19 protein-coding genes and 4 pseudogenes are annotated in these 21,023 nt (G+C 68.8%); 7 read left to right on the top strand and 16 right to left on the bottom strand.

The window, feature by feature from the left end; translation table 11 throughout:
• Window positions 1-15 precede the first annotated feature (15 nt).
• Window positions 16-750, bottom strand: coding sequence for a DUF899 domain-containing protein (locus ACFY1L_RS52525; protein ID WP_388842639.1), 735 nt, complete (start codon window positions 748-750; stop codon window positions 16-18).
• 608 nt (window positions 751-1,358) lie between these two features.
• The gene (locus ACFY1L_RS52530) at window positions 1,359-1,790 is read right to left on the bottom strand and encodes a hypothetical protein (RefSeq protein WP_388842641.1); all 432 of its coding nucleotides are present in this window, start codon (window positions 1,788-1,790) and stop codon (window positions 1,359-1,361) included.
• Between the two features lie 83 nt (window positions 1,791-1,873).
• Here ACFY1L_RS52530 and ACFY1L_RS52535 point away from each other — a divergent pair, with 83 nt between their 5' ends.
• Window positions 1,874-2,545: a helix-turn-helix transcriptional regulator gene (locus ACFY1L_RS52535; RefSeq protein ID WP_388842712.1), complete on the top strand. Its 672-nt coding sequence runs from the start codon at window positions 1,874-1,876 to the stop codon at window positions 2,543-2,545.
• 473 nt (window positions 2,546-3,018) lie between these two features.
• The gene (locus ACFY1L_RS52540) at window positions 3,019-3,867 is read left to right on the top strand and encodes a hypothetical protein (protein ID WP_388842643.1); all 849 of its coding nucleotides are present in this window, start codon (window positions 3,019-3,021) and stop codon (window positions 3,865-3,867) included.
• An 849-nt stretch (window positions 3,868-4,716) separates the two neighbouring features.
• On the opposite strand, the gene ACFY1L_RS52545 is transcribed toward ACFY1L_RS52540, so the two are convergent.
• On the bottom strand, window positions 4,717-5,106 hold the full coding sequence (locus ACFY1L_RS52545; RefSeq protein WP_388842645.1) for a hypothetical protein: 390 nt from the start codon (window positions 5,104-5,106) through the stop codon (window positions 4,717-4,719).
• 70 nt (window positions 5,107-5,176) lie between these two features.
• Here ACFY1L_RS52545 and ACFY1L_RS52550 point away from each other — a divergent pair.
• Window positions 5,177-6,006, top strand: a pseudogene (locus ACFY1L_RS52550) (transposase).
• Window positions 6,007-6,148: 142 nt separating this feature from the next.
• On the opposite strand, the gene ACFY1L_RS52555 reads toward ACFY1L_RS52550, so the two are convergent.
• From ACFY1L_RS52555 to ACFY1L_RS52585, 7 genes are all read right to left on the bottom strand, one after another.
• Window positions 6,149-6,973 carry an ATP-binding protein gene (locus tag ACFY1L_RS52555; RefSeq protein WP_388842647.1) on the bottom strand — a complete coding sequence of 275 codons (825 nt, stop codon included), beginning with the start codon at window positions 6,971-6,973 and terminating at the stop codon, window positions 6,149-6,151.
• Window positions 6,974-7,107: 134 nt separating this feature from the next.
• On the bottom strand, window positions 7,108-7,812 hold the full coding sequence (gene fabG, locus ACFY1L_RS52560) for a 3-oxoacyl-ACP reductase FabG (protein WP_388842649.1): 705 nt from the start codon (window positions 7,810-7,812) through the stop codon (window positions 7,108-7,110).
• Window positions 7,812-8,033, bottom strand: coding sequence for a hypothetical protein (locus ACFY1L_RS52565; protein WP_388842651.1), 222 nt, complete (start codon window positions 8,031-8,033; stop codon window positions 7,812-7,814). The genes fabG and ACFY1L_RS52565 overlap by 1 nt, the downstream gene beginning before the upstream one ends.
• Window positions 8,030-8,566 (bottom strand): hypothetical protein, encoded by a 537-nt coding sequence (locus ACFY1L_RS52570; RefSeq protein ID WP_388842653.1) that lies wholly within the window; start codon window positions 8,564-8,566, stop codon window positions 8,030-8,032. Before ACFY1L_RS52570 ends, ACFY1L_RS52565 begins: the two co-directional genes overlap by 4 nt.
• 249 nt (window positions 8,567-8,815) lie before the next feature.
• Window positions 8,816-9,826 (bottom strand): AvrD family protein, encoded by a 1,011-nt coding sequence (locus tag ACFY1L_RS52575; RefSeq protein ID WP_388842655.1) that lies wholly within the window; start codon window positions 9,824-9,826, stop codon window positions 8,816-8,818.
• Between the two features lie 274 nt (window positions 9,827-10,100).
• Complete coding sequence (locus ACFY1L_RS52580) at window positions 10,101-10,586, bottom strand: MarR family winged helix-turn-helix transcriptional regulator (RefSeq protein ID WP_388842657.1); 486 nt, start codon at window positions 10,584-10,586, stop codon at window positions 10,101-10,103.
• A 177-nt stretch (window positions 10,587-10,763) separates the two neighbouring features.
• Complete coding sequence (locus ACFY1L_RS52585; protein WP_388842659.1) at window positions 10,764-12,518, bottom strand: MFS transporter; 1,755 nt, start codon at window positions 12,516-12,518, stop codon at window positions 10,764-10,766.
• 341 nt (window positions 12,519-12,859) lie between these two features.
• Between ACFY1L_RS52585 and ACFY1L_RS52590 the strand changes: the two are divergent.
• Window positions 12,860-13,779: pseudogene (locus tag ACFY1L_RS52590) on the top strand (IS5 family transposase); the annotation flags it as partial.
• 30 nt (window positions 13,780-13,809) lie between these two features.
• Here the strand turns inward: ACFY1L_RS52590 and ACFY1L_RS52595 are convergent.
• Entirely contained in the window at window positions 13,810-14,328 is a 519-nt protein-coding gene (locus ACFY1L_RS52595; RefSeq protein ID WP_388842661.1) for a cupin domain-containing protein, read from the bottom strand.
• An 82-nt stretch (window positions 14,329-14,410) separates the two neighbouring features.
• Between ACFY1L_RS52595 and ACFY1L_RS52600 the strand changes: the two genes are divergently transcribed.
• The gene (locus ACFY1L_RS52600) at window positions 14,411-15,013 is read left to right on the top strand and encodes a TetR/AcrR family transcriptional regulator (RefSeq protein ID WP_388842663.1); all 603 of its coding nucleotides are present in this window, start codon (window positions 14,411-14,413) and stop codon (window positions 15,011-15,013) included.
• An 82-nt stretch (window positions 15,014-15,095) separates the two neighbouring features.
• Here ACFY1L_RS52600 and ACFY1L_RS52605 read toward each other — a convergent pair.
• From ACFY1L_RS52605 to ACFY1L_RS52620, 4 genes and pseudogenes are all read right to left on the bottom strand, one after another.
• Window positions 15,096-15,595, bottom strand: a pseudogene (locus ACFY1L_RS52605) (IS5 family transposase); the annotation flags it as partial.
• A 348-nt stretch (window positions 15,596-15,943) separates the two neighbouring features.
• Window positions 15,944-17,026, bottom strand: a complete 1,083-nt coding sequence (locus ACFY1L_RS52610; protein ID WP_388842665.1) for a barstar family protein — start codon at window positions 17,024-17,026, stop codon at window positions 15,944-15,946.
• A gap of 111 nt (window positions 17,027-17,137) precedes the next feature.
• A pseudogene (locus ACFY1L_RS52615) lies at window positions 17,138-17,315 on the bottom strand (transposase); the annotation flags it as partial.
• A gap of 45 nt (window positions 17,316-17,360) precedes the next feature.
• Complete coding sequence (locus tag ACFY1L_RS52620; RefSeq protein WP_388842667.1) at window positions 17,361-17,606, bottom strand: hypothetical protein; 246 nt, start codon at window positions 17,604-17,606, stop codon at window positions 17,361-17,363.
• 78 nt (window positions 17,607-17,684) lie between these two features.
• Between ACFY1L_RS52620 and ACFY1L_RS52625 the strand changes: the two genes are divergently transcribed.
• Window positions 17,685-18,419 (top strand): hypothetical protein, encoded by a 735-nt coding sequence (locus tag ACFY1L_RS52625; RefSeq protein ID WP_388842669.1) that lies wholly within the window; start codon window positions 17,685-17,687, stop codon window positions 18,417-18,419.
• Between the two features lie 51 nt (window positions 18,420-18,470).
• On the opposite strand, the gene ACFY1L_RS52630 is transcribed toward ACFY1L_RS52625, so the two are convergent.
• The gene (locus ACFY1L_RS52630) at window positions 18,471-18,620 is read right to left on the bottom strand and encodes a hypothetical protein (RefSeq protein WP_388842671.1); all 150 of its coding nucleotides are present in this window, start codon (window positions 18,618-18,620) and stop codon (window positions 18,471-18,473) included.
• A gap of 257 nt (window positions 18,621-18,877) precedes the next feature.
• Here ACFY1L_RS52630 and ACFY1L_RS52635 point away from each other — a divergent pair, with 257 nt between their 5' ends.
• A complete protein-coding gene (locus ACFY1L_RS52635) occupies window positions 18,878-20,980 on the top strand; it encodes an AAA family ATPase (protein WP_388842673.1) in 2,103 nt (700 codons plus the stop codon).
• Window positions 20,981-21,023 lie beyond the last annotated feature (43 nt).

The following is a 21,023-nucleotide window of genomic DNA, read 5'->3' on the forward strand; positions in this document are numbered from 1 at the left end:
ATGCACACCGCTCATTCAGGTCTTGCCGTACTCATCGTGGCGGCGCAGCCAGTGGGTCTCCTCGCCCTCCTCGTGGCGGCCGAGTGGTGCCCGGTCGAGGAGCCCGTAGTAGGCCATGGCGGGCTCGAGGCCGCGCGCCGTGGTGACGTACGTCCGGTACACGGTGCCGTCCGAGAGCGCGTAGGCGCTCAGCCCCGGGCCCTCGGTGACGTAACTGCGTACGTCCGTGCCGGACAGCCCGGCCATCTGAGTCACGGTCGGCGGGATGTCGCCGTCCAGGAACGGACGGAGCTCCTCCTCCGTGTACTGGAAGCCGAGGTCGCGGTGGAAGTCGCTGCCGCCCGCGGAGACCCAGTCGAAGCTCCAGCCCATCCGGTCCCGGTAGGCGAGCAGCTTGTCGACCGGCGCCCGCGAGGAGCAGATGAGCGTCACGTCGCGGGCCCTGAGGTGGACCACCTGGGGGTCGAGGGTGTCCGCTATCGAGGAGCAGACCGTGCATCCTGCCTCGTAGGGCGGGCCGAACATGAAGTGGTACACGAGCAGCTGCGAGCGCCCGTCGAAGAGGTCTGCGAGCGACTTGGCCCCGTCCTCGGTGTCGAAGCGGTAGTCCTTCTCGACCGGCACCCAGGGAAGCGCCCGCCGCTTCCGTGCGAGCTCGTCACCACGCCGGGTGAGTTCCTTCTCCTGCGCGAGCAGCTCGGCTCGAGCTGCCTCGAATTCCTCCTGTGTGCCGACCTTGTGCTCGGGCATTGCCTCTCCCTCCAGTGTGGGAGCAGACCACCGGACCGCGCGTGGCCGCCTGCAGCGGCTGCCGGTCGTGACTGCACCGGCGTACCCGTCCGTCCTCATGTCCACCGTACGCGTGCAGCGGCGGGCCTTCGACCCAACTGACGGCCTTCGCCCTTACCACCCATTGCACCAGGACGAGGCCCCCTCCGAGGAGGCCCGGCGCGGTCACGGTGCCGGGTCTTCGTGCTGGTGCGGCCGGTGCAGGGCCGGGTGATCGGCACCGCCGTGGGCACCGCGTGACGGGCCTCGCTGCGGCCGCCATGACCCGCGAGACGACCCGGACACTCGAGGAGGTGGAAAGCTCGGGTGCCTGTAGTAGGCCGCGTAGGGCGTACGAGGGGCGTCTGATGTGGTTCAGCCCTGCGCTGACCGTCCACTGGTGAGTACACACGTTGGTGAGCACAGACGTTGGATGGAGGCTCCGAGCGCCCTGCTGTCACCGATGTACTGATTGCCTGGCGAAACGCCGACTCCCTGCCAACTGATCACGATCTGAAGGGAGTTGGTGTTCGTTCAGGGCGGGTGAGGACGCGATGGCTCACCCGCCCGGGTGCGCGCGGGGTACCGGGTCAGCGCGGCTGCTGCGCGGCGTGGTAGTGGTCGGCGAGCCGGGCCAGGGCGACGGCGCCGAGCAGGAGTCCGAAGTCGCGCAGGGCGATGTCGTAGTGGCCAGGAATGGTCAGCAGGTTGACGATGATGCCGGCCAGCCAGCCGGCCACCAGCCAGCCCCCGAACCGCGGGACCACGGCGACGGTGATGCCTGCGACGATCTCGATGACGCCGACGGCGTACATGGCGGCCTGGGCGCTGCCCGGAACCAGGTTGTTGATCCACGGGGCGAGGTACGTCGGCCAGTCCACGAGCAGATTGGCGAACTTGTCCAGGCCGAACAGGATCGGGGCCACGGTGAACCCCGTCCGAAGGATCCAGAACGCCTGGTAGGCGGGGTCGGCGGCCAGATTGCGCCGGGGCGTGACCGGCGCGGTGGTGGTGGACGACATGGCGGCCTCCTTCTATCGACAACCTTTGTTAACGATAGAAGCGCGCCCTGTCTCTTTAGTCAATGGCTGTTGGTTTTACACTGGTGTTCGTGGACCACTCGAAGGAAGCACCCGGCGACGTCTCCGCGGTCGCAGTCCTGGACGAGCCGACGCGCCGGCGGCTCTACGAGCACGTAGTGCGCCAGGCCGCCCCGGTGGGCCGCGACGAGGCGGCCCAGGCCCTCGGGCTGGCGCGGCAGACGGCGGCCTTTCACCTGGACCGGCTGGCCGATCAAGGGCTGCTCGACGTGGTGTACGAGCGCCGCAGTGGACGTAGCGGACCGGGCGCGGGCCGGCCCGCGAAGCTCTACCGTCGCTCGGACAGGCAGGTCAGCGTCAGCCTGCCCGAGCGGCGCTACGAGCTGGCCGGGAGGCTGCTGGCGCAGGCGGTCGAGGAGTCCGACGCCACAGGCGAGCGGGTTCGTGCGGTGCTCCATCGCAAGGCGACGGAACTGGGCGAGCAACTGGGCGCGCAGGTAGCCGACCTGACGGACCTGCTGGAGGGCCACGGTTTCGAGCCACGTGGCGAAGGTGACGCGATCCTTCTGGGTAACTGTCCCTTCCACGTGCTGGCGCGTGAGCACACGGAGACGGTGTGCGGCATGAATCTGCACCTGCTGCGCGGGGTGCTCAAGGCGCTGGGCGAGAGTCGACTCGAGGCATGCCTGGTGCCGACGCCGGGCCAGTGCTGCGTCCGTCTCCAGCCGACCGCCTGATCTCCGGCGTCTGGTGGGAGACCGCGCACCGGCGCTTCACCGATCGGTCGGCAACTCCGGCGTGGGCCGGGTGGCACCGCTCACGCCTGGTCGAAGTCACTGCAGTTCAGATGGGGTGCGGTGGCATTCGCACATCAAATGTCACGGCAACCGTCATTTAACGGCCGGGATTGGCAGGAGAGGGAAACCGGGTCCTCCTCGGCGGGCCGGTTGTAGCGGAAGGCGCTGTCTGGAGACTGGTGCGGTCCCGCTTCGCCTTCTCGTCCGTCGAGGTCGTCCTGCGCACCCGGTCGACGACCATCGTGGCGCGGCGGCTGCGGCAGGGTGGACTGCCGGGGGCCCTTCCCGGCGCTTCGGGCAGGTCCGCGCTCCCTTGCCGACGGCTTGTTGATCGTGCAGGGCGGATATATCGGTCACCGCTCGGGTAATACAGTGATCCATCGGTCCACTCGAGGGACTCGGAGGGACACGGCGTGCGGGGAGTGGTCCGCCTGTTGGTCGGCGGTGAGATCGTCGTGGCCAGGTACGGAGATCTGATCGACGACGTACTGCAGGAGCCGCTGTACTGCCCCCGCTGCGGTCGTACGACGGGATTGACCCTGGTGGCTCGCGGGCGAGAGGCGTACCTGGAGTGTGCCGAGGGCCACGAATGGACCGATCCTGAGGTGGCGGCATGCGGGGTGCGGCAGTTGCTGCACCTGGGTGCCTCGGGCGCGGAGGGCCGGTTTCCCGGCGCGGCGGTCAGGGTCGACATGCTGCCACGGATCACTGAGGACCAAACCTTGCACCCACCCTCGCCCAGCGCCCCCGAGCGTCAACTGCGTTGGGAGGGCCTTGTCTTGACCACGATCGGAATTCCCCCGCTGACCGACTGCCTGCACTGGGCGCGGCGGTTGTGCGTCTGGGCGGTGCCCACCGACGGAGACGTCTACGAATGGCTTTACCCGCCTGCCGGCGGCAACGCTCTCGACGCGCACATGACCGTCGTACTCGTCGCGCTTGCTCTCTACACGGCCTCCGCGGAAGGAGAGTTGCCCCGGTGCGAGCAAGTGTCGTTGGACCGGGCGGTGCACCTGCTGACGGGTGAGGAACTGCGCCGGGTGCGCCCGACCGGCGCCGCCGGTCTGGGCGGGCGACTGCGCGTGACCGATGTCCACCGGCTCGCGACGGCGTCGTCGGAGACTTTCGAGCGCTGGCGCCGGGCCGCCCACCGCGTGCTCCAAGTGAACCTCGACGACCAGGATTCCGTGCGATTGGCGGACCGCAACGGGCACTTGCCCACGACGGTCGACGACCTCACCTGGTACAGCGAGCAGTCCTGATCCCCGGCAAGGCGTGGCGTGCCCACGCGGCAGAGTGCCCGCGGCGGCCGCGGCCACCAGTTCACAGATCGCCCCTTCTCCTTGCGCGCTGTCCTCAGTTCCAGTTGCTCGCAGTGGTCAGCGGCTGGCCCGCTCCGGAGAGCCTGGCGCCGGCGTCCAGCTGGTCCGCCCAGGCCGTGCGCGTGCGAATGGAGCAGTAGTGGACCTGGGATCGCAGGCAGTGGGGAAGAACGCCGGCGCACGCGATCGGCTGGTGAGTGACGTCGTCATCCTGCATGCGGGCGCGGCAAGGTCTGTTCCCGTTGGGTGGGGGCCGGGAGCGCGGCTGGGCATTGGGGGACCGGTTCGGGTTCGCGGTTTTAGATGTGCAACCCGATTCGGTCCGCGGGCAGTTGGCAGGCCGTGTGGTCCTGAAGGAAGTGGCCTTCGGAATTTCCGTCGGCCGAGGTGGGCTGCTGGTCCGCGGCGCATGCTTGCGGGCGGGGTGTGGCGCCGCGCGCTCTGGAGGCTCTCACTGGCTGGGGCTTTCACGTCTTGGGGGCCGATGCGCTGAGCGTCTGGAAGTCCTGCACTAGGTGGGCAACCCGGCCTCGTGCCGCGTGGTCCGCAAGAGCGGGCCACGGCGAAGATCGTCTGACCTGTCGTCAGGGACCGTCCTCGGGTTCTGCTGTGCTTGCCGCGGCACAAGTCGGGAGTGCCGATCGACTTCGTAGAGCTCAAGCCGCAGCACCTAGATGATCAATTCCAAGGGATGCCTGCGGAGGGTGTTGGGTGGGCGGCGGCAGGAGCCACCGTGAGACGGTCAGGCGGAGGGCTGCCGGCCCTGGTTGTGGAGGTGGCAGCGGGCGGTCAGACGTCAGGGTCGACTTCGGGGTGCGTGAACCGCACGGGCTTGCCCAGCGACCGGGCGTAGGCGACTTCGGCTCGGGTGCTGTCTCCGATGTAGTCGCCGACTACGAGCACCTCATCAGCGAGCCGGATCTTCGCCCGGTGCAGATCGTCGAGTCGTACCTTGAGCGCCTCGGCCTCGACAGGATCGGACCAAAGGTCGTGCGGCGACTTCATGTCACAGCCCGGTTTGACGACAATCTTTCCGGCTTTGGTCTCCCGCAGATCGGCCTCGTTCATCTCGGTCATGAAGCGGGTGGAGCCGCAGATCACGACGATACGCGGGAGGTTCAACAGCTTCTTCGCGTCGGCGAGCTTCTCCTCGGGGGTGAGCAGTTGCGGGTATGACACTGGTTCCTCCTGGTGGTGTGGTCCAAGGGGTGCCTGCGGAGACGAGAACGAGGGTGTCCAAGATCGTTTTGTGACGAACGACGTGGACACCCTCGCGACAGCACTCTATGCGACGGGTGACGACATGCTGAAGGAGCATCCCGACCTGGCGCCGTGGCGCCCGCCGGTCGGCATTACGCCCCGCCTGAGCGATGCCGAACTGGTCACCCTCGCCGCGATGCAGGCCATGCTCGGCTACACCTCCGAGGCCAAATGGCTCCGCCATGCCCGTGCCCACCTGCGCCACCTCTTCCCCTGGCTGCCCCAGCAGCCCGGCTGGAACAGGCGGCTGCGCAGGGCCGCCGGTCTGATGCGAAGCGTCCATCGGATCCTGGCCACCACCACCTCGGTGTGGAGCGACGACGTTTGGGCCGTGGACTCCACCCCGGTGGAATGCGGCCGCTCCCGCGAGACCGTCAAACGCTCCGACCTGGCAGGTGGGGCAGCATACGGCTACTGCGCGAGCCACGGCCGCTTCTTCTGGGGCCTGCGCCTGCACCTGGTCTGCACCCTTCAGGGCCTCCGCATCGCCTTGGCCCGGACCGGGGCCAAGGCCGACGAACGCGAGACTCTCCTTGACCTCCTGGCAGCCGAATGCGAGCTTCTGCGAGAGCGCCCCCGACAGACTTTCATCGGCGACAAGAACTACTTCGGCCGTGGTTTCGAACGCGAACTGTCAGAGCATGGAGTCCAGTTGCTGCGGCCTGCCCGTAAGGGTGAACGGGAACGGTCTGGCGCAGCCCTGTTCAAGCCGCTGCGACAGGTCATCGGCAACGCATCCTCGCGCTGACCGCCGCAATCTGGCACAACGACGCCACCGGACAAACCGTCCTACGCTCACTGATCGCCTACGATCACTGACCCCTTGGACTAGATCATCTCGAGGAACGGGTCGCGCAGTTGGACGACATCACCGTCGACCCCGGCCGGCGACGGAAACTCAACAACCATCAGGAGTGGTTGAGTTGACCGGCGCCCGGCGGGGGAGGGCTGCTGAGGTGCGTCAGAAGCGCATCGCGTACCCGATGCGTCGGCGCAGGGACTTGGTGCGCTGTGCTTCGTGGAACCGGTCGTCCTCTTCCAGGACCTCGATGGCCTGGCGGACGCGGACGCCGGCCTGGTCGATGGCTTCGTCGAGCGGCATCACCAGCGGCAGATCGAAGATGTCGATGATCTTTGCCACGCGTTCGCGGACGCTGCCGCCCACCACGTGGTAGGGGATCTGCAGTTCTTCGAGTGTTTCGATCAGAAGGTCGTCGGATAGTTTCCGGAACTTCTCGGACACCGGCCGGTGTCCGTCGGCCTTCATGGCGAACTCCACGGGCAGATGGACGTAGGCGTCGTAGATCCGCTTGGCGCGGGCCTTGGTGACGGCCCCGTAGGCGTCCATGTACTGGCGGTAGAACCGTTTCACCGGCAGCCCGGCGATGTTCTTCACGGCCTTGGTGAGGAGTCCGGCTCCTGGGTTGATGCCGACGCGCATTCGGGCCTCCCCGTAGATCCACTCGTGGATCACGGATCCGTCCGAGATGAACGGTCCCGTGCCCGCCTCGTGGTGGATGCGTTCCTCGAGTCGTCGCAGCCCGAGCATCGTGAGTTCCGACGCGCTCAGTTCCTGGACCTGTTTGCCCGGGACGAGGTCCATCAGGATCTCGCGGGAGGTCATGGCGTGGGTGCGCGGAATGCCGGTGGCTATCGACAGGGCCTCGGTCGTGGTGCTCTTGCCGCTGGAGTACGTGCCGGAGATGGCCAGGTGGAGGCCGCGTTCCGGGACGGGGGCGGCGGATGTGGAGGCTGTCTGGATTGCGGGAGTGCTGGTGTCACTCATGGGGTGTTCTCTTCTCGTCATGAAGGTCGGTGGTACCGGTGTTGTTGGGGATGCCGTCGATGTCGTGGATGCCGTGGCCGTGGAACCGGTGGCGCGTGCGGGCCGGTGGGGTGCTGCCGCTGGGCGGTCTTGCGTCATCCGCCCAGGCCCAGGCCGCCGCTGACGGGCAGGACGGCTCCGGTGACGTAGCGGCCCGAGTCGGCCGTCAGGTAGCGCACCGCGGCGGCGACGTCCTCCACCTGGCCGGAGTGGCCCAACGGTGTGATGGACAGCAGGTGTTCGCGTCGGCGGTCGGTGATCTCGCGGCTCATGTCCGTGTCGATCAGGCCCGGCGCGACGACGTTCACCGTGATGTTGCGGGGACCCAGTTCCCAGGCGAGGGAGCGGGCCATGCCGAGCATTCCGGCTTTGGCGGCGCCGTAGTTGACCTGCCCGGGTGCGCCGTACGCGTACGTCATCGACGACATCAGCACGATCCGGCCCCAGCGGGCCCGCACCATGCCGCGCACGGCGCGCCGTACTGTGCGGAAGGCGCCGTGGAGGTTCACGTCGACGACGTCGGTGAAGTCCTGCTCGTCCATGCGCAGGAACAGCGTGTCGCGGGTGATGCCCGCGTTCACGACGAGGGTCTCGACTGGCCCGTGTTCGGCCTCCACTTTCTCGAACGCGGTGTCGATGCTCTTCGTGTCCGTCATTTCGGCGCGTACGGCGAACAGCCCGGCGGGCGGTTCGGTGTCGCGGTGCGTGATGGCGACGCGGTCGCCGTCCGCGGCGAGGGCGCGGGCGACCGCGAGTCCGATGCCGCGGTTGCCCCCGGTGATCAGGACCGAGCGTCCCATCAGTGACTCCCTTGCATTGGGGTGCCGTCCCCGTGACGTGCAAGACGGCGATGGGTGCCGCGCCGGTGGGCGAGCGTGAGATTCGCGGCCGCCGTCACGGCGATCAGTGAGCCGATCTCCCCTTGGCTGGGCACCGGGCAGGGGTCGCCCGGGAGGGCGGCGTACGGGTCGCCGTCGTTCGCGTTGACGTCCCGTTGGAGCTGGTGCTCGCCGTTCCTCATCGGCCCGCCCCGCTTGTGCTGCCGGCGGCCGCGCACTGCTGCGGACCGTTGACGAAGAGGTGCTCGACGGCCGCGGCGAGTCGCCCCGCGGTCAGCGCGTTGGGCAACACTCGCCGGGCGAAACGGGGACTCGGCGGCAGTCCGTCGTGTGTCTCCTCCGTCATTAGGGGAGGCAGGAGCGCCACCGGTGTTCGGGACAGGGCGGCGTCGCTGTCCTTGAGGAAGCGGGCGGCGCGGTCGCGGTGAGCGTCGGGCAGCCAGTCCAGGAAGGGCAGTTGCAACTCGACGACCTCGTCGTCCACCGGCCGGTCGGGGCCGGTGGCCGTGAGGGAGTCGAGCAGATGGCAGGGCGCGGCCTGCAGTTCCTGTCGCAGCATCGGTATGCGGCTGTGGGCTTCGTCGAGCAGGACCAGCAGCGGTCGTTCCCTTTCGATGTGCTCGCGCACCATCGCCAGTTGGTTTTCGTCGGGCCAGATTCCGGTCGGTGTCCAGTGCGCCGTACCGGGTTGCGGTGTCGGCTCCTTCCAGAGCACTCGGGCCGGTCCTTCGAGTACGACGAGTACGTTTCCAAATCGTAACGTCGGTGAAAAACGCATGACTGATTTCATCCCCCGTGCTGTTACTGCAATTTGTGTGATGCCGAGCCTTCGGAGGCCGGCCGACCGCGCCCTATTCCTTCTACGGGCCTTTTCGTGAATGCCGTGCCCATGACGATGTACCGGTGGAATAACGCGGACGGCTGTGGCGTCGGAAAGGGCTGCCCGCTCGGCGGGCGTGTGCGGTCAGGCGGCGGTGGGCAGCCGGTGTGCGAGTGAACAGCGGCCGCTGATGCCCGAGAAGTCGTCGACGGTCAGGTCCGCGGTGCGCCAGGTCTGCCCGCCCATGGTGAGGAGCCGGGTGCCGGCGGTGCGGACGGTGGTGGCGAAGTTGTGGCCCAGAGGCCGTACCGGCGTCTGCGTGTCGATGACGAAGCGCCGCATCCACAGCGTGTTGGTGCTGCCCCGGGTCACGCCGTCCTGTGCGTAGAGCAGGGCCTGGGCCAGCTGGGCCACGCCCACGAGCGCGTCGACGGGCGAGACGGAAGGCCCGTAGGCCGCTTCCGCCCCGTGCGCCTCGTTGTTCGGCTGTGCGGTGAGGACGCGTTGACGTCCTTGGATGCGTTGCCGTTCGAGATCGACGTGGACGTGCTCCGCGTACTGGGTGCGGTTCTTGTAGCCCTCGCCGTAGTGCCGGGCGCTCGCCGGCCCCAGAGCCTGCGAGGCGTCGGCGAAGGTCGCCGGGCCTGCGGCTTTGCCGCCGTGTTCGTGTACGAGCGTGCAGCGCACTCGCAGTCCGCCGACACGGCAGTCGAACGTCGCGCTGGGGGTCGTACGACCGGACTCCGGTCCGTCACAGGCCACGAGCCGGCCTTCGACGGGGAAGTCCGCGAGGTCCTCATGCGGAGCGCTCCCTGCGCGGACATCGGCCTGCCGCAGCCAGGTGCGGCGCTGTTGTGCGGCCGTCAGACCGAAGGCCCGGCTGAGGTGCACCTCGGCCAGCGTCACGGCCAGTACGAGTGCGTCGATGCTGCTGAGATGCGGCCGCAGCTCGCCGGCGCCCGACTTGCGGGACCAGTCCTGCGGATATGTCAGGGTGCCCCGTGCGGTGACGAGGGCCCCCGGCTGGTCCGAGCCGTCGGTGGTGATGTCTTTGAGGTCCTGGACGACTCGCTTGTACCCGCTTCCGAAGAAGCGCTTGGTGCCTGGACCGAGGCAGCTGTCAAAAGATCCGTAGACTAAATCCTTGCTGCTCATTCCCCCGTGTACCTCTCCCCGTGTTGCGGGCGTGACGCCCGTGTACCGGAGCCGTCCTGGAGCGGTCGGCTCTGGACACGAAAACACTAACACGGTCGAGTTGGTGCAGAGAAAGGAATCAAGGGGGCCTGTGATGCTCTCCACAATTCCGCGGAAAGGTGTATCAGGGAGCGGATCAATTAATTCCGCAAAAAGCCTTCCGGTGAACGGATTTGAGAATTCCAGTAAAGTGGAAAGTTGAAATCCGTGCGCACGAGGAAAAGCGGTGAGTGGATCACTCGCAGGCGATCACTCGCGGCCAGCGATCGGCGAGCAGCTCCCCGAGCAGTGTCCGCAGCCGATCGCGGTCGGCTGCGGGTACGGCGGCCAGGAAGTCCCGCTCCACCTGGTCGACTGCGTGTCCGGCGCGCTCGAGAGCCTCGCGGCCGCCGTCGGTCAGGCTCAGGATGTACCGCCTGCGGTCCGAGGGGTTGCGGCGACGCTCGACGTGGCCCGCGCCCTCCATCTCGTCGACCAGCGCGACCATGGTGGTCGGGTCCAGGTTGAGCAGTCGGCTCAGGTCCTGCTGGGACAGACTGAGGCCGCTCTCCAGGGCTGCGAGGACGTAGAAGTAGCGCATGCGCATCCCCTGCGCCGCCAGGGCCCGTTCCGCGTCCTCCATCAGGAGCACGCCGGCCTTGTGCAGCAGGTATCCGGTCCTGCGGACGAGGGGCAGGTCGAGTCCGGCGGGTTCCGCCGGGCTGGGCGTCGCCTGTGTCATTCGGTCCGCTCCCCTTGTCGCTGAGGTGACCGTGCCCGGCAGACAGGCAACCGTTGGCCGCGCCGAGCGTCTCCTGTGCCGATCGTCGGTCTTTTGCAGGGTACTGGCCGTGTCCGTCGGCCTCCAAGGCCGGGCAGCCGCGCCCCCCGGACGCGGCTGCCCGGTGGCTCCGCCCCCTCAGCGCGGCTCGGCGGCCGGTTCCTGGCCCAGGCCCACGGCGGGTGCGACGGGCCCGGCGATGTCGCTGGGGTTCTCGTGGCCGTGGGCGGCGGTTGTGACGCGGCCCGCGCTCACCGGCACCTCCGTCTGCGCACTGTCACGGCTGTCCACCCGGGCGCCGTCCTGGTTCTCCATGCGCGCACTCTCATGCAGATCCCGGGTGCGCACGAAGGCGAATCCCACGAAGGCACCGACGGCCGCGACGGCGGCGCAGACGAGCATGACGTCGGTCAGTCCGTCCACGAAGGCGGTGCGTGCCGCCTGGTCGAGGGCGGGGACCAGTTGCCGGGGTGCGCGGCTCAGCGCCTCGGCTCCGCCACCCGCCGCGACCGCCTCCCCGAACCCGTGGGCGGCCGGGCCCAGTTGACGCCCTGCCTCGGACCCCACGAACAGGTCCGTGACGCGGCTGTGGAACACGGCGCCGAAGCCGGCGATTCCGATGGCGACGCCCACCTGCTGGAAGGTCTCGCTGATGCCCGAGGCCATGCCCGCCTTGGACGGCTCGACGACGGCGATGGACAGCGAGGCGCGGGCGGGGTTGAACAGGCCCATCCCCACGCCGATCCCGAACATACTCGGCAGCAGCGCGGTCCACGGAGTGTCCGGGCCGGTGAGCGCGACGAGGGCAAGCCCGACCGCGATGAGCGTGAGCGAGACCCCCATGAGCAGCCGTTGCGGCACCCGGGTCGTCAGCGAGCCGGCGGCAGCGGCCGCCACGAACAGGGTCAGCGTCAGTGGAAGGAAGCGCAGGCCCGTCTCCCAGGGCGAGAACGCCAGTACGTTCTGCACGTAGGAGACCAGGAGGAAGATCGCGGACATGGTGGCGGCCGCGCACAGCAGCGTGACGGCCGAGACCCCGTTGAACGTGACGTTCCTGAACAACGACAGCTGGAGCATGGCCTGTTCACCACGCTGCCGCTCGACCAGGGTGAACACGACGAGCAGGACGACGGCGGCGGCGAACATGGCGATGATCGGCGCGCTGCCCCATCCTTCGGTCTCACCGCGCAACAGCCCCAGCACGAGCAGGCTCAGCGCGCCGGAGAAAAGAACCAGCCCCCACCAGTCGAGAGCGGTCTGCGACTCCTGCCGCCATTCACGCATCCGCAGCAGGCTGATGACCAGGGCGAGCAGGCCGACCGGGACGTTGACGAGGAAGATCCACCGCCAGCCGAGTCCGTCGGTGAGCGCGCCGCCGATCAGCGGTCCGAAGGCGATGGACAAACCGACGACACCCCCGAAGATGCCGAAGGCCTTGCCGCGATCCCTGCCCTGGTACTCCTGGCCGATCAGCGCGGGGCCTACAGCGAAGAGGACGGCGCCGCCCAGGCCCTGGACGCCGCGGGCGACAGAGAGACTGACGGCGTCGCCGGCGAGACCGCACGCGAGTGAGGCCAGCAGGAAGACGACGAAGCCGACGTTGAAGACGCGCTTGCGGCCCAGCCGGTCGGCCAGGGACCCGGCCGTCAGCAGCACTGCGGCGAGCCCCAGCGCGTAGGCGTCCAGCACCCACTGCAGCGAGGTGAAGCTCGCGTCGAAGGCCTGCCGGATGTCCGGGAGCGCGACGTTCACGACGGTCAGGTCGAGCAGCAGCATGAACGTGGCCACGCACACGACAGCCAGGGTCCATCCCCGCGCGCCACTGGCCCCGTCGGCGCTGCCTGCCCTGGCGTCAGGAGCCTGCTGCGGTGCCTGGGTCGTACGTTCGTTCATCTTTCCCCCGAGCCTCAAATGATCAAGTTTATCGATCGTCGGCAACACCGATGATTTGAGAAGCTATGAATCCGTCGGGCGGCCTGTCAATGCCTTCGCGGTCTTTCGGCCAGTACCCGGCTGGAAGACGCGGGTGGCTCAGACGAGTGGACACCATGCCGGGAACAACCCCAGATGACCCTGGAGCACCGGGGCTCATTGCAGCGTGAGGAGGCGATCGAGGCTGCTCAGGATGGCGTCGATGGGACTGAAAGTGAGCATGGCGGTTGTTCCGACCGCGATCTCGCGTCGTAGGGGGACTGGGCAGTGTCCTGGCGATCAGTTGAGTCGTTGATACGACTATGGGGAGTAGGGGTGATCTGACGGATGCCCAGTGGGAGCGGCCGGCGCCACTTCTGCCGGTGAGCAACGGGCGTTGTGGCAGGTGGCGGGACCATCGCCAGGTCGTGAACGGGGTTCTGTATCGGATACGCACGGGCGTGCAGTGGCGTGATCTGCCGGAGCGGTACGGCCCGTGGAAGACGGCGCACGAGCGGCATCGTCGCTGGTCGGGGGACGGGACGTGGGAGATGCTCCTCCAGCGGATTCAGGCCGGGGCGGACGCGGCCGGCGAAATCGACAGGGCTGTCTCGGTCGACTCGACGTCCGTGCGCGCGCACCACCACGCCGCCGGTGCCCGGCAGGCTCCGCCACCCGTCCTCAAAGGGGGCTTTGGCCGGGCGGTCAAAGCCGCTCGGATCCGCGAACTGATCGACCGGCTGGCGGAGGTGGTGCGGGAGGTGAGGCGCTCGGCCGCTCGCGCGGCGGGTTCACGACCAAGATCCACCTGAGTGCGGACGGCCGCTGCCGGGTGCTCTCGCTGGTCATCACTCCCGGACGGTGCGCCGACTGCACCCAGTTCGAGCCGGTCATGGACAAGATCCGCGTGCCGAGGCTGACCACCGGCAGGCCGCGCACGAAGCCGGACAGCGTCAGCGCGGACAAGGGCTACAGCAACCGCTGGATCCGCCGGTACCTGCGCAGACGCGGGATCCGATACGTCATCCCGGAGAAAGCCGACCAGGCCGCCAACCGGGTCCGACGCGGCAGGGCAGGTGGCCGACCGCCCGGTTTCGACAAGGACCGCTACAAGAAGCGCAACACCGTCGAACGGGCAATCAACACGCTCAAGGCCTTCCGCGCAGTAGCGACCAGGTTCGACAAGCGCGGCTACGTCTGCCTCGGCACCGTTACCGCAGCCGCGCTCATCGTCTGGCTCCGCTCGTCATCGCCAGGACGCCGCCTGGCTCGCTCAGGCGCTGAACGGCTGGGTCAGGCCGTACCGCGCGATGACGTCGGGCAGCCAGTCGGGTTGCCCGAACTGGAGCCCGTACTTGGCGGCGAGCGCCGGTATCGCGTCCTCGGTCGGCGGCGGCCCGTCGGCGAGCATCTCGGCCAGTTCGCGGAAGCAGTGCTCGAAGCCGGCCGGACTGATGATCTCGATCATCCGGGCCGGGACAGGACCGGCGTTCCACATCGCGTGCAGCTCCCCGCGCGGCTTGGTGATGTAGCCGCCGGCGCCCAGGACAACTTCGCGGTCGCCGGACCGGAAGCCGATCTCGCCCTCGGTGACGATCGAGTATTCGTCTTCCCGGGTGTGCAGGTGCGGCGGCACCAACGCCCCGACCGGGAAGGGGTGTTCGACGACGGAGACTGCGCCGTTGGTGTCGGCGCCCCAGAGCTTGAAGGCGACCCCGATCGAGCCGAGGTAGCCCTCGCCTCCCTCGCCGGGGCGGACGATGGTGAGTGGCGGGGCCAGCGGCTCTGTCATGGCGATCACTCCTCCACGCAATTTGGAGATACACTGGCGTTCTCCTAAAAAGTCTCCGCCTCGGATCGCAGGGCGTCAACAGGTGAGTGAACAGCAGCGTTCATCGAAAACGCGTGGCTACGAGATGCGCAAACGCGCCGAGGACGTGGGCCGGACGCGACAGCGCATCGTCGAGGCCGCCGTACATCTGCACGGCACCACGGGCCCGGCGGCGACGAGCATCGCGGCGATCGCCGAGCGTGCCGGGGTCACCCGGCTGACCGTCTACCGGCACTTCCCCGACGAGACCGCGCTGTTCCAGGCGTGCTCGGGGCACTGGCTGTCGCAGCAGCAGCTGCCCCAACCCGAGGAGTGGGGCGTGATCGGGGATCCGGTCGAACGGCTGACGGCCGGGCTCGCCGACCTCTACCGCTTCTACCGCGCGGGCGAGCAGATGCTGACGCTGGTCAGCCGCGACCTGCACGCGGCGCCCTACTCGATTCGCGAGGCATGGGAGGCGAGGAACAGGCGCTACGTCGAGGTGCTGGCCGACGCGTGGCCGACGGCGGGTGAGCCCGTCCGGCGGGCGGTGATCGGCCATGCAGCGGCGTTCTCGACCTGGCGTTCGCTCTGCCGGGAGCAGGGGCTGACGGACCGTGAGGCGGTCGAGGTCATGGTCACGCTGGTGGGAGCGGTCGGTAACTGACAGGCCAGGCCAGTGAGTTCAATCGGCCAGGTCCGGAATACCCCGGGTATGGCCGAGGCCTGACCTGATCATGAGTGAGATGGCCGTCCGCACTCGAGTGGATCTTGGTCGTGAACCCGCCGCGCGAGCGGCCGAGCGCCTCACCTCCCGCACCACCTCCGCCAGCCGGTCGATCAGTTCGCGGATCCGAGCGGCTTTGACCGCCCGGCCAAAGCCCCCTTTGAGGACGGGTGGCGGAGCCTGCCGGGCACCGGCGGCGTGGTGGTGCGCGCGCACGGACGTCGAGTCGACCGAGACAGCCCAGTCGATTTCGCCGGCCGCGTCCGCCCCGGCCTGAATCCGCTGGAGGAGCATCTCCCACGTCCCGTCCGCCGACCAGCGACGATGCTGCACGTGCGCCGTCTTCCACGGGCCGTACCGCTCCGGCAGATCACGCCACTGCACGCCCGTGCGTATCCGATACAGAACCCCGTTCACGACCTGGCGATGGTCCCGCCACCTGCCACAACGCCCGTTGCTCACCGACAGAAGTGGCGCCGGCCGCTCCCACTGGGCATCCGTCAGATCACCCCTACTCCCCATAGTCGCATCAACGACTCAACTGATCGCCAGGACACTGCCTAGGGGGACTAGGGGGACTAGGGGGACTAGGGGGACTAGGGGGACTAGGGGGATGGGGACTCTCGAGTCTGCGTGGTCAGGGACGTGTCCTCCAGCACCGTCGCCGTATAGGGGTTGACGGCCCAAAGGGAGCACTCCTGACCACCGGTGGCGCGGACGCGAGCCGGGGGGACCATCCCCGCGGGCGCGGGGATGGTCCCGAAGCGCCCTCCAGCCCGGAGCCGAAGGAGCTGTGCTCCCCGCGCCCGCGGGGATGGTCCCTGCCCTACGGCCTCGCGGCCGATCCACGCCGGCCCGGCTGCAGCTGGTTCACGTGAGGGTGACGCGCATCCCGCCCTGGGCCAGGACTTCGAGCACCGTGGCGACCAGGTTGTATGGTTCGCCGTCCTGCGTGAGGAGTTGGGAGAGGTTCTTGCGTGCGGTGGCGGCCTGCCGCCAGTGCAGGGTTGCGGGGGCGGTGTAGCCGAAGTTGCCGCGCAGGCAGTCGACGAGGGCGTGCAAGCTGGCGCCGAAGTAGCCGCCGGGCCCGTGGAGGGCCTCGCCGAGTGCCAGGTAGAGGCCTGGTTCGTCGGTGATGTGCTGGCCGTCGAGCTCGTAGGCGTGTCCGGCTCGCCGGTCTGGGTGCTGGAGTCGGCAGCCCCGTTCGCGGACGAGGTCGAGCCAGGCGCCGCGCTGCCGAGTGCTGAGGCCGGTCCATGCACCGGGAGTGTCCGGTGGGCCGGCTAGCCAGCGCTCCCAGATGGGCTGGGCATGTGCCGGTACGGGTGTGAGTTCTGCGTCGAGTTCCAGGTCGATCAGATTGGTGCCGCAGGGGGAGGGGCGCCACGTGCGGACCTTGGGCCGGAGTAGTCGGTCGGTGAGCGGCTCGCCTCGATCGTCCTGTATTTCCAGCCAGGCCTCACCCAGGTCCAGCGTGCGCCGGGTGCCCGTCGTCAGTGCCCGTTCAAGCCGGTCTGCCGGGGCGAGCTGTCTCAGGACGAGCGGGGGCTCTGTGTGCTCGGGCGGCAGGATGCGGGCGAATTCCTGGCAGGTGCCCAACCACCGGTACTCGTCGTGCAGTCGGACGGGGCCCCGGTGTCCCTCAGGCGGGCCCTCGTAGTCGTCCAGACCGGTGAGCACGAGAGCGCCCGTTCCCGCGCGCCGTCCGAGGCTCTCGACGTCTTCCAGGAGCCAGGCATCGAGCGTCTTGTCTTCCGGTACCAGCCACACCCGGCTGGCGACCCAGCCGTACGCCTCGGCTCCGTCCGCAACCCAGCCGAAGAGTTCGTACGTCCCGCGCCGGGGTTCCCTGAACAGTCCCTCCGTCTCGGCGCAGACGCCCCAGACTTGGCCGCTTTCCGTGTCCGTCAGCCGATAGCGTCCCGGCCCGCGATGGGCTGTGTCTTCATGCACGGTGGAATCATGCCCGGACGAGGAGCAGACCGTGAAGCAGCCGGATCCTGGCCGAGCTGGCCGGCGGCCACGCAGATCGCTCCTGGGACCGGCGGATGCTCGAACCTATCCGATCTCGCCGTGAGTGAGCCCCTTCGCGGACAGCGATAGCACCTTCTCGTCGACCCCCGTCAGCCGACGCTGCCGCTGCTTGACGATCTGCGGCTCGAAACGTACCCGAGGTGTCACGCGGGAACTTCACCTCGACCGGCCCGATGTCGGTCAGTACGGTCTTGGCCCGGCCCCCGTTGCTCCCGGTGCCCGAGTTCAGGGCTCGGGACCGGCAGCGTTCGTGTCACGGGGACGCGGCCAGACGGCCCAGAGCCGACAACTCGCTCACGCCGCACGGCGGTTCGCCGTAGGTCAGCATGCGTACCCGGACCTGGAGCGCGACGATCTCGGGCACGTTGATCCGCCAGGTTCCGTCGGCGGACTTCGGGGGCCGGTTGCTGCGGTCGGCGATGACCGTCCAGGCCGAGCGGTCACGGCTGGTCTCGACCACGAGCCCCTGGACGTTGTCCCCGGCGAAAGCCAGGCGCACCTGGTGAAGGGTCGCCAGGCGCTCCAGACGTCGATGAAGCCCCGGCAGCGGTGCAGTTGCCGATGCCTGTCCGCGTCGGTGATTCCGGCAACCGCCCACGCGGCGGACGAGACAGCCTCCAGCGACACGACGTTCTCGGACGTCGTAGTGAACGGCGGTAGGGACATTGTGCTCGGCCTGACCACCAAGAAGACCGTCACCATCACCTGGAAGGCGACGGACCCGGACGGCGTCGCCGCGTCCTGGGCCTATCTGTGGCACGGCCCCAACACCGATGACGCGGACGGCATCCTGCCGCTGTATCGGCCGGCGGGCACCTGCGCGGTTTCGCCCACCGCCCCCACCACCGCCGCCTGCGAGCTGAGCTTTGGTGTGGACGCCGCAAGGGACTTCGACGGCAATGGCAGCGCCGGGACATGGAAGGTGCTCGCCGAGGCGCAGGACGCCAACGACGACTGGACCGACGTCGACGTTGCCGGCACGGCACAGGTCAAGCGGTACGCCAAGGTGGCGGTGAACGCCTCGCCGGAGCCGGTGAAGAAGGGCAGGACCATCACGGTCACTGGCAGGCTGACCCGCGCCGACTGGGGGCGGGACACCTATACCGGTTATCAAGGGCGGCCGGTTCAGCTGCAGTTCCGCAAGAAGGACAGCAACACCTACACCACCCTCAAGACCGTCACCAGTGGCAGCGGCGGCTTGCTCAAGACCACCACCAAGGCCGTGATGGACGGCTACTTCCGTTTCGTCTTCGCCGGTACGGCCACCACTGGCGCGGCCACTGCTGCCGGCGACTTCGTCGACGTCAGGTGACATGCCCTGAGGGCCGCCGCGGGGTGCGACGGCCCTCAGGGCAACGGTTCGTCAGGAGAGCGTCCACTGCTGGCTGAGCGCTCCGGTGCCGGTCAGCTGGACGACGCCGACGCCCGCGGTGGTGGAGGAGGGGGCCACCTCGAAGTCCGCTGCTGACGTTGACGAGCATGAACTTGGTGCACAGCGGTGGACGGTTGTCATGCTGTCGCTTCCTGCGCATCCACTCGGCTGTTTGCGGTCTCGTCGCTGTGTGCTGGCACGACCTCCTGGGCGAGCCGTGGCAGTTCGATCAGCACCGGTTTCGATCGCCAGCGGTGCCGAGGGAAGGGCCGCCCCTCTCGGGAACGCGTGTGATGTATGGCGAATCGTGCCGACGCGCCGGTTTGGTTTCGCAGGTGCGCGAGTAGTCTGGCCGCGCCGGGTGTCGGGGGACTCCGGCCGGATGTGCGGAGATGGCCATGGCCAACGATCTCGCTGCAGTCATCGACCAGGCCCGTACGCGTGCTTTCGTCGGCCGGGACGCGGAGCTCGCCAGTTTCGAGCGGGCGTTGGCGGCCGGCACGACGGGGACGTCGCACAGGGTGCTGTTCGTGTACGGTCCGGGCGGCATCGGCAAGACCGCGTTGCTCCACCAGTTCCGGATGCGTGCCCGTGCCTGGGGCCGGGTGGCCGCCACGGTCGACGGGCGGGAGGTGGACTGCTCTTCGGAGGGGCTGCGGTCGGCGCTGGACAGGGCGTTGGCCGGGTCTCAGGGCATGTCCCAGCGGGGTGGCGGTCCGGGGCGGGTGGTGTTGCTCGACGGCTATGAGCGGTTCGGCCCGATTGATGGCTGGGTCCGTGAAGACCTGTTGCCCTCCCTGGATGCCGGAGTGGTCGTGGTTCTGCTCGGCCGCGATGCGCCGAGTGCGCCGTGGCGGACGGACCCGGGGTGGCGGGCAGTGACCGCCGTGCATCCGCTTCCCGGGCTGAGCGAGGCGGAGAGCGTCGAGTTGCTGGCGCGCGCCGCGGTTCCCGAGGGGCTCAGGCGGCGTCTCGCGGCGCTGGGCCAGGGCCACCCGCTGACTTTGGCGCTGCTGGCGGATGCGGCGGCCTCCGGCCGGGTTCTCGACGATCTGGCCGATGCGCCGGACCTGGTTGCTGCGCTGGTGGCGCAGGTGGTGGGTGAGGCACCGGACGAGGCTCATGCGCTGGGGCTGGCGGTGTGCGCGCATGCCTGGCTCACCACCGAGGACCTGTTGCGCAGCGCCGTCGGAGAGCGTGCGCCGCAGGTGTGGGCGTGGCTGGAGGCGCAGCCGTATGTGACCCGGGGGGTCGACGGCCTGTATCCGCATGAGCTGGTGCATGACGTGCTCGACGCCGATCTGCGGCGCCGCTCGCCCGAGACGTTCCGGCGGGTCAACCGGATCATCCACGAGCTCGCGATCGCCGGCATGCGGCGGCGAAGCGCCACCGACCAGCGGCTGTGGGCGTACCAGAAGCTCTACCTGCACCGCCGTAGCCCGTTTTCGTCGTCGTTCTGGGCGCTGCGTGAACGGGGGTCTGCCGCGGTGGTTGCCGGTCGTCCGGAGGATCACCGCGAGGTGCTGGAGGTGATCGAACGGTTCGAGGGCCGGCCCAGCGCGGCGGTCGCGGAGCGGTGGCTGGATGCGGAGCCGGAGAACCTGATGGTGATGCGGCACCCGGGCGGGGTGGCCGGCTTCATGTTCCAGGTGATCTACCCGACCGATCCGTCGCTGTGTGCCGCCGACCCCGTTGTGCGGACCACGTTGGACGAGGCCGCCCGGATCTCGCCGGCCCGCCCGGGGGAACAGATCAGCATCGCCCGTTTTGTGGCCGGACCGGACGGACACCAGCGCGATGCCCACGCCGTTCTCACTGCCTCGGTCGGCTCGACCGTCACCTGGCTGACGCGCCCGCTGGCCTGGTCGTTCTGCACGGTCCTCGACCACGAGTTCTGGCGGCCCGCGTTCCGGTACCTGGGCCTGACCACGGAGTTCGAAGCCAGCTTCGGGGACTTGCGCTACACGGTCTTCGGAATCGACTGGCGGCGCTGCCCGGTGGAGAGCTGGCTGGAGCTCATGGCAGAACGCGAACTCACCGGAGCGACCGGCCCGCCCCCTGCTGATCTGCTGCGCCCGCCGCCGCTGGACCGGGCCCGTTTCGACGAGGCGGTGCGCGCCGCGCTGCACGATCTGCACCGGCCGGACCGGCTGCGGGCCAGCCCGCTGTCGGGCTCGGGTCTCGCCACAGGGTTCGACTTCGAGGAGAGCGGGCCGCAGGCAGCCGCGCACCGGTTGCGCGTAACCCTCCTCGGCGGAATCGAGCAGGTCGGCAGTGAGCCGCGCGCCGAGTCGCTGTGCCGGGTGCTTCAGCGCACCTTCGTACATCCCGCACCCACGCAGGAGGCCGCAGCGGAGGTACTCGGCCTGCCGTTCTCCACCTACCGGCGACACCTGGCCAGGGCAGTCGAACGCCTCACCGACCTGCTGTGGGCGGTGGAGATCGGCGAGGTGCGGCTGGATCGCCAGCGAGCCGATCGGGCCGGGCGAGCAGCGACTTGAGCAGCGATTGAGCAGGATCTGGCCTGGTGGGTGAACACCCCGC

Source organism: Streptomyces sp. NPDC001663, assembly GCF_042893105.1.
Lineage (GTDB): Bacteria > Actinomycetota > Actinomycetes > Streptomycetales > Streptomycetaceae > Streptomyces.

What these genes read in the sequence shown, in the direction of transcription:
- fabG (WP_388842649.1), bottom strand. Translation starts at nt 7,812, where the DNA reads ATGGGACGCTCGGTCCTGATCACCGGGGGCAACCGCGGCATCGGACTC.
- ACFY1L_RS52635 (WP_388842673.1), top strand. Translation starts at nt 18,878, where the DNA reads ATGGCCAACGATCTCGCTGCAGTCATCGACCAGGCCCGTACGCGTGCT.
- ACFY1L_RS52565 (WP_388842651.1), bottom strand. Translation starts at nt 8,033, where the DNA reads ATGAGGAACGGCGAGCACCAGCTCCAACGGGACGTCAACGCGAACGAC.
- ACFY1L_RS52595 (WP_388842661.1), bottom strand. Translation starts at nt 14,328, where the DNA reads ATGACAGAGCCGCTGGCCCCGCCACTCACCATCGTCCGCCCCGGCGAG.
- ACFY1L_RS52555 (WP_388842647.1), bottom strand. Translation starts at nt 6,973, where the DNA reads ATGAGTGACACCAGCACTCCCGCAATCCAGACAGCCTCCACATCCGCC.
- ACFY1L_RS52585 (WP_388842659.1), bottom strand. Translation starts at nt 12,518, where the DNA reads ATGAACGAACGTACGACCCAGGCACCGCAGCAGGCTCCTGACGCCAGG.
- ACFY1L_RS52580 (WP_388842657.1), bottom strand. Translation starts at nt 10,586, where the DNA reads ATGACACAGGCGACGCCCAGCCCGGCGGAACCCGCCGGACTCGACCTG.
- ACFY1L_RS52530 (WP_388842641.1), bottom strand. Translation starts at nt 1,790, where the DNA reads ATGTCGTCCACCACCACCGCGCCGGTCACGCCCCGGCGCAATCTGGCC.
- ACFY1L_RS52630 (WP_388842671.1), bottom strand. Translation starts at nt 18,620, where the DNA reads ATGACAACCGTCCACCGCTGTGCACCAAGTTCATGCTCGTCAACGTCA.
- ACFY1L_RS52575 (WP_388842655.1), bottom strand. Translation starts at nt 9,826, where the DNA reads ATGAGCAGCAAGGATTTAGTCTACGGATCTTTTGACAGCTGCCTCGGT.
- ACFY1L_RS52525 (WP_388842639.1), bottom strand. Translation starts at nt 750, where the DNA reads ATGCCCGAGCACAAGGTCGGCACACAGGAGGAATTCGAGGCAGCTCGA.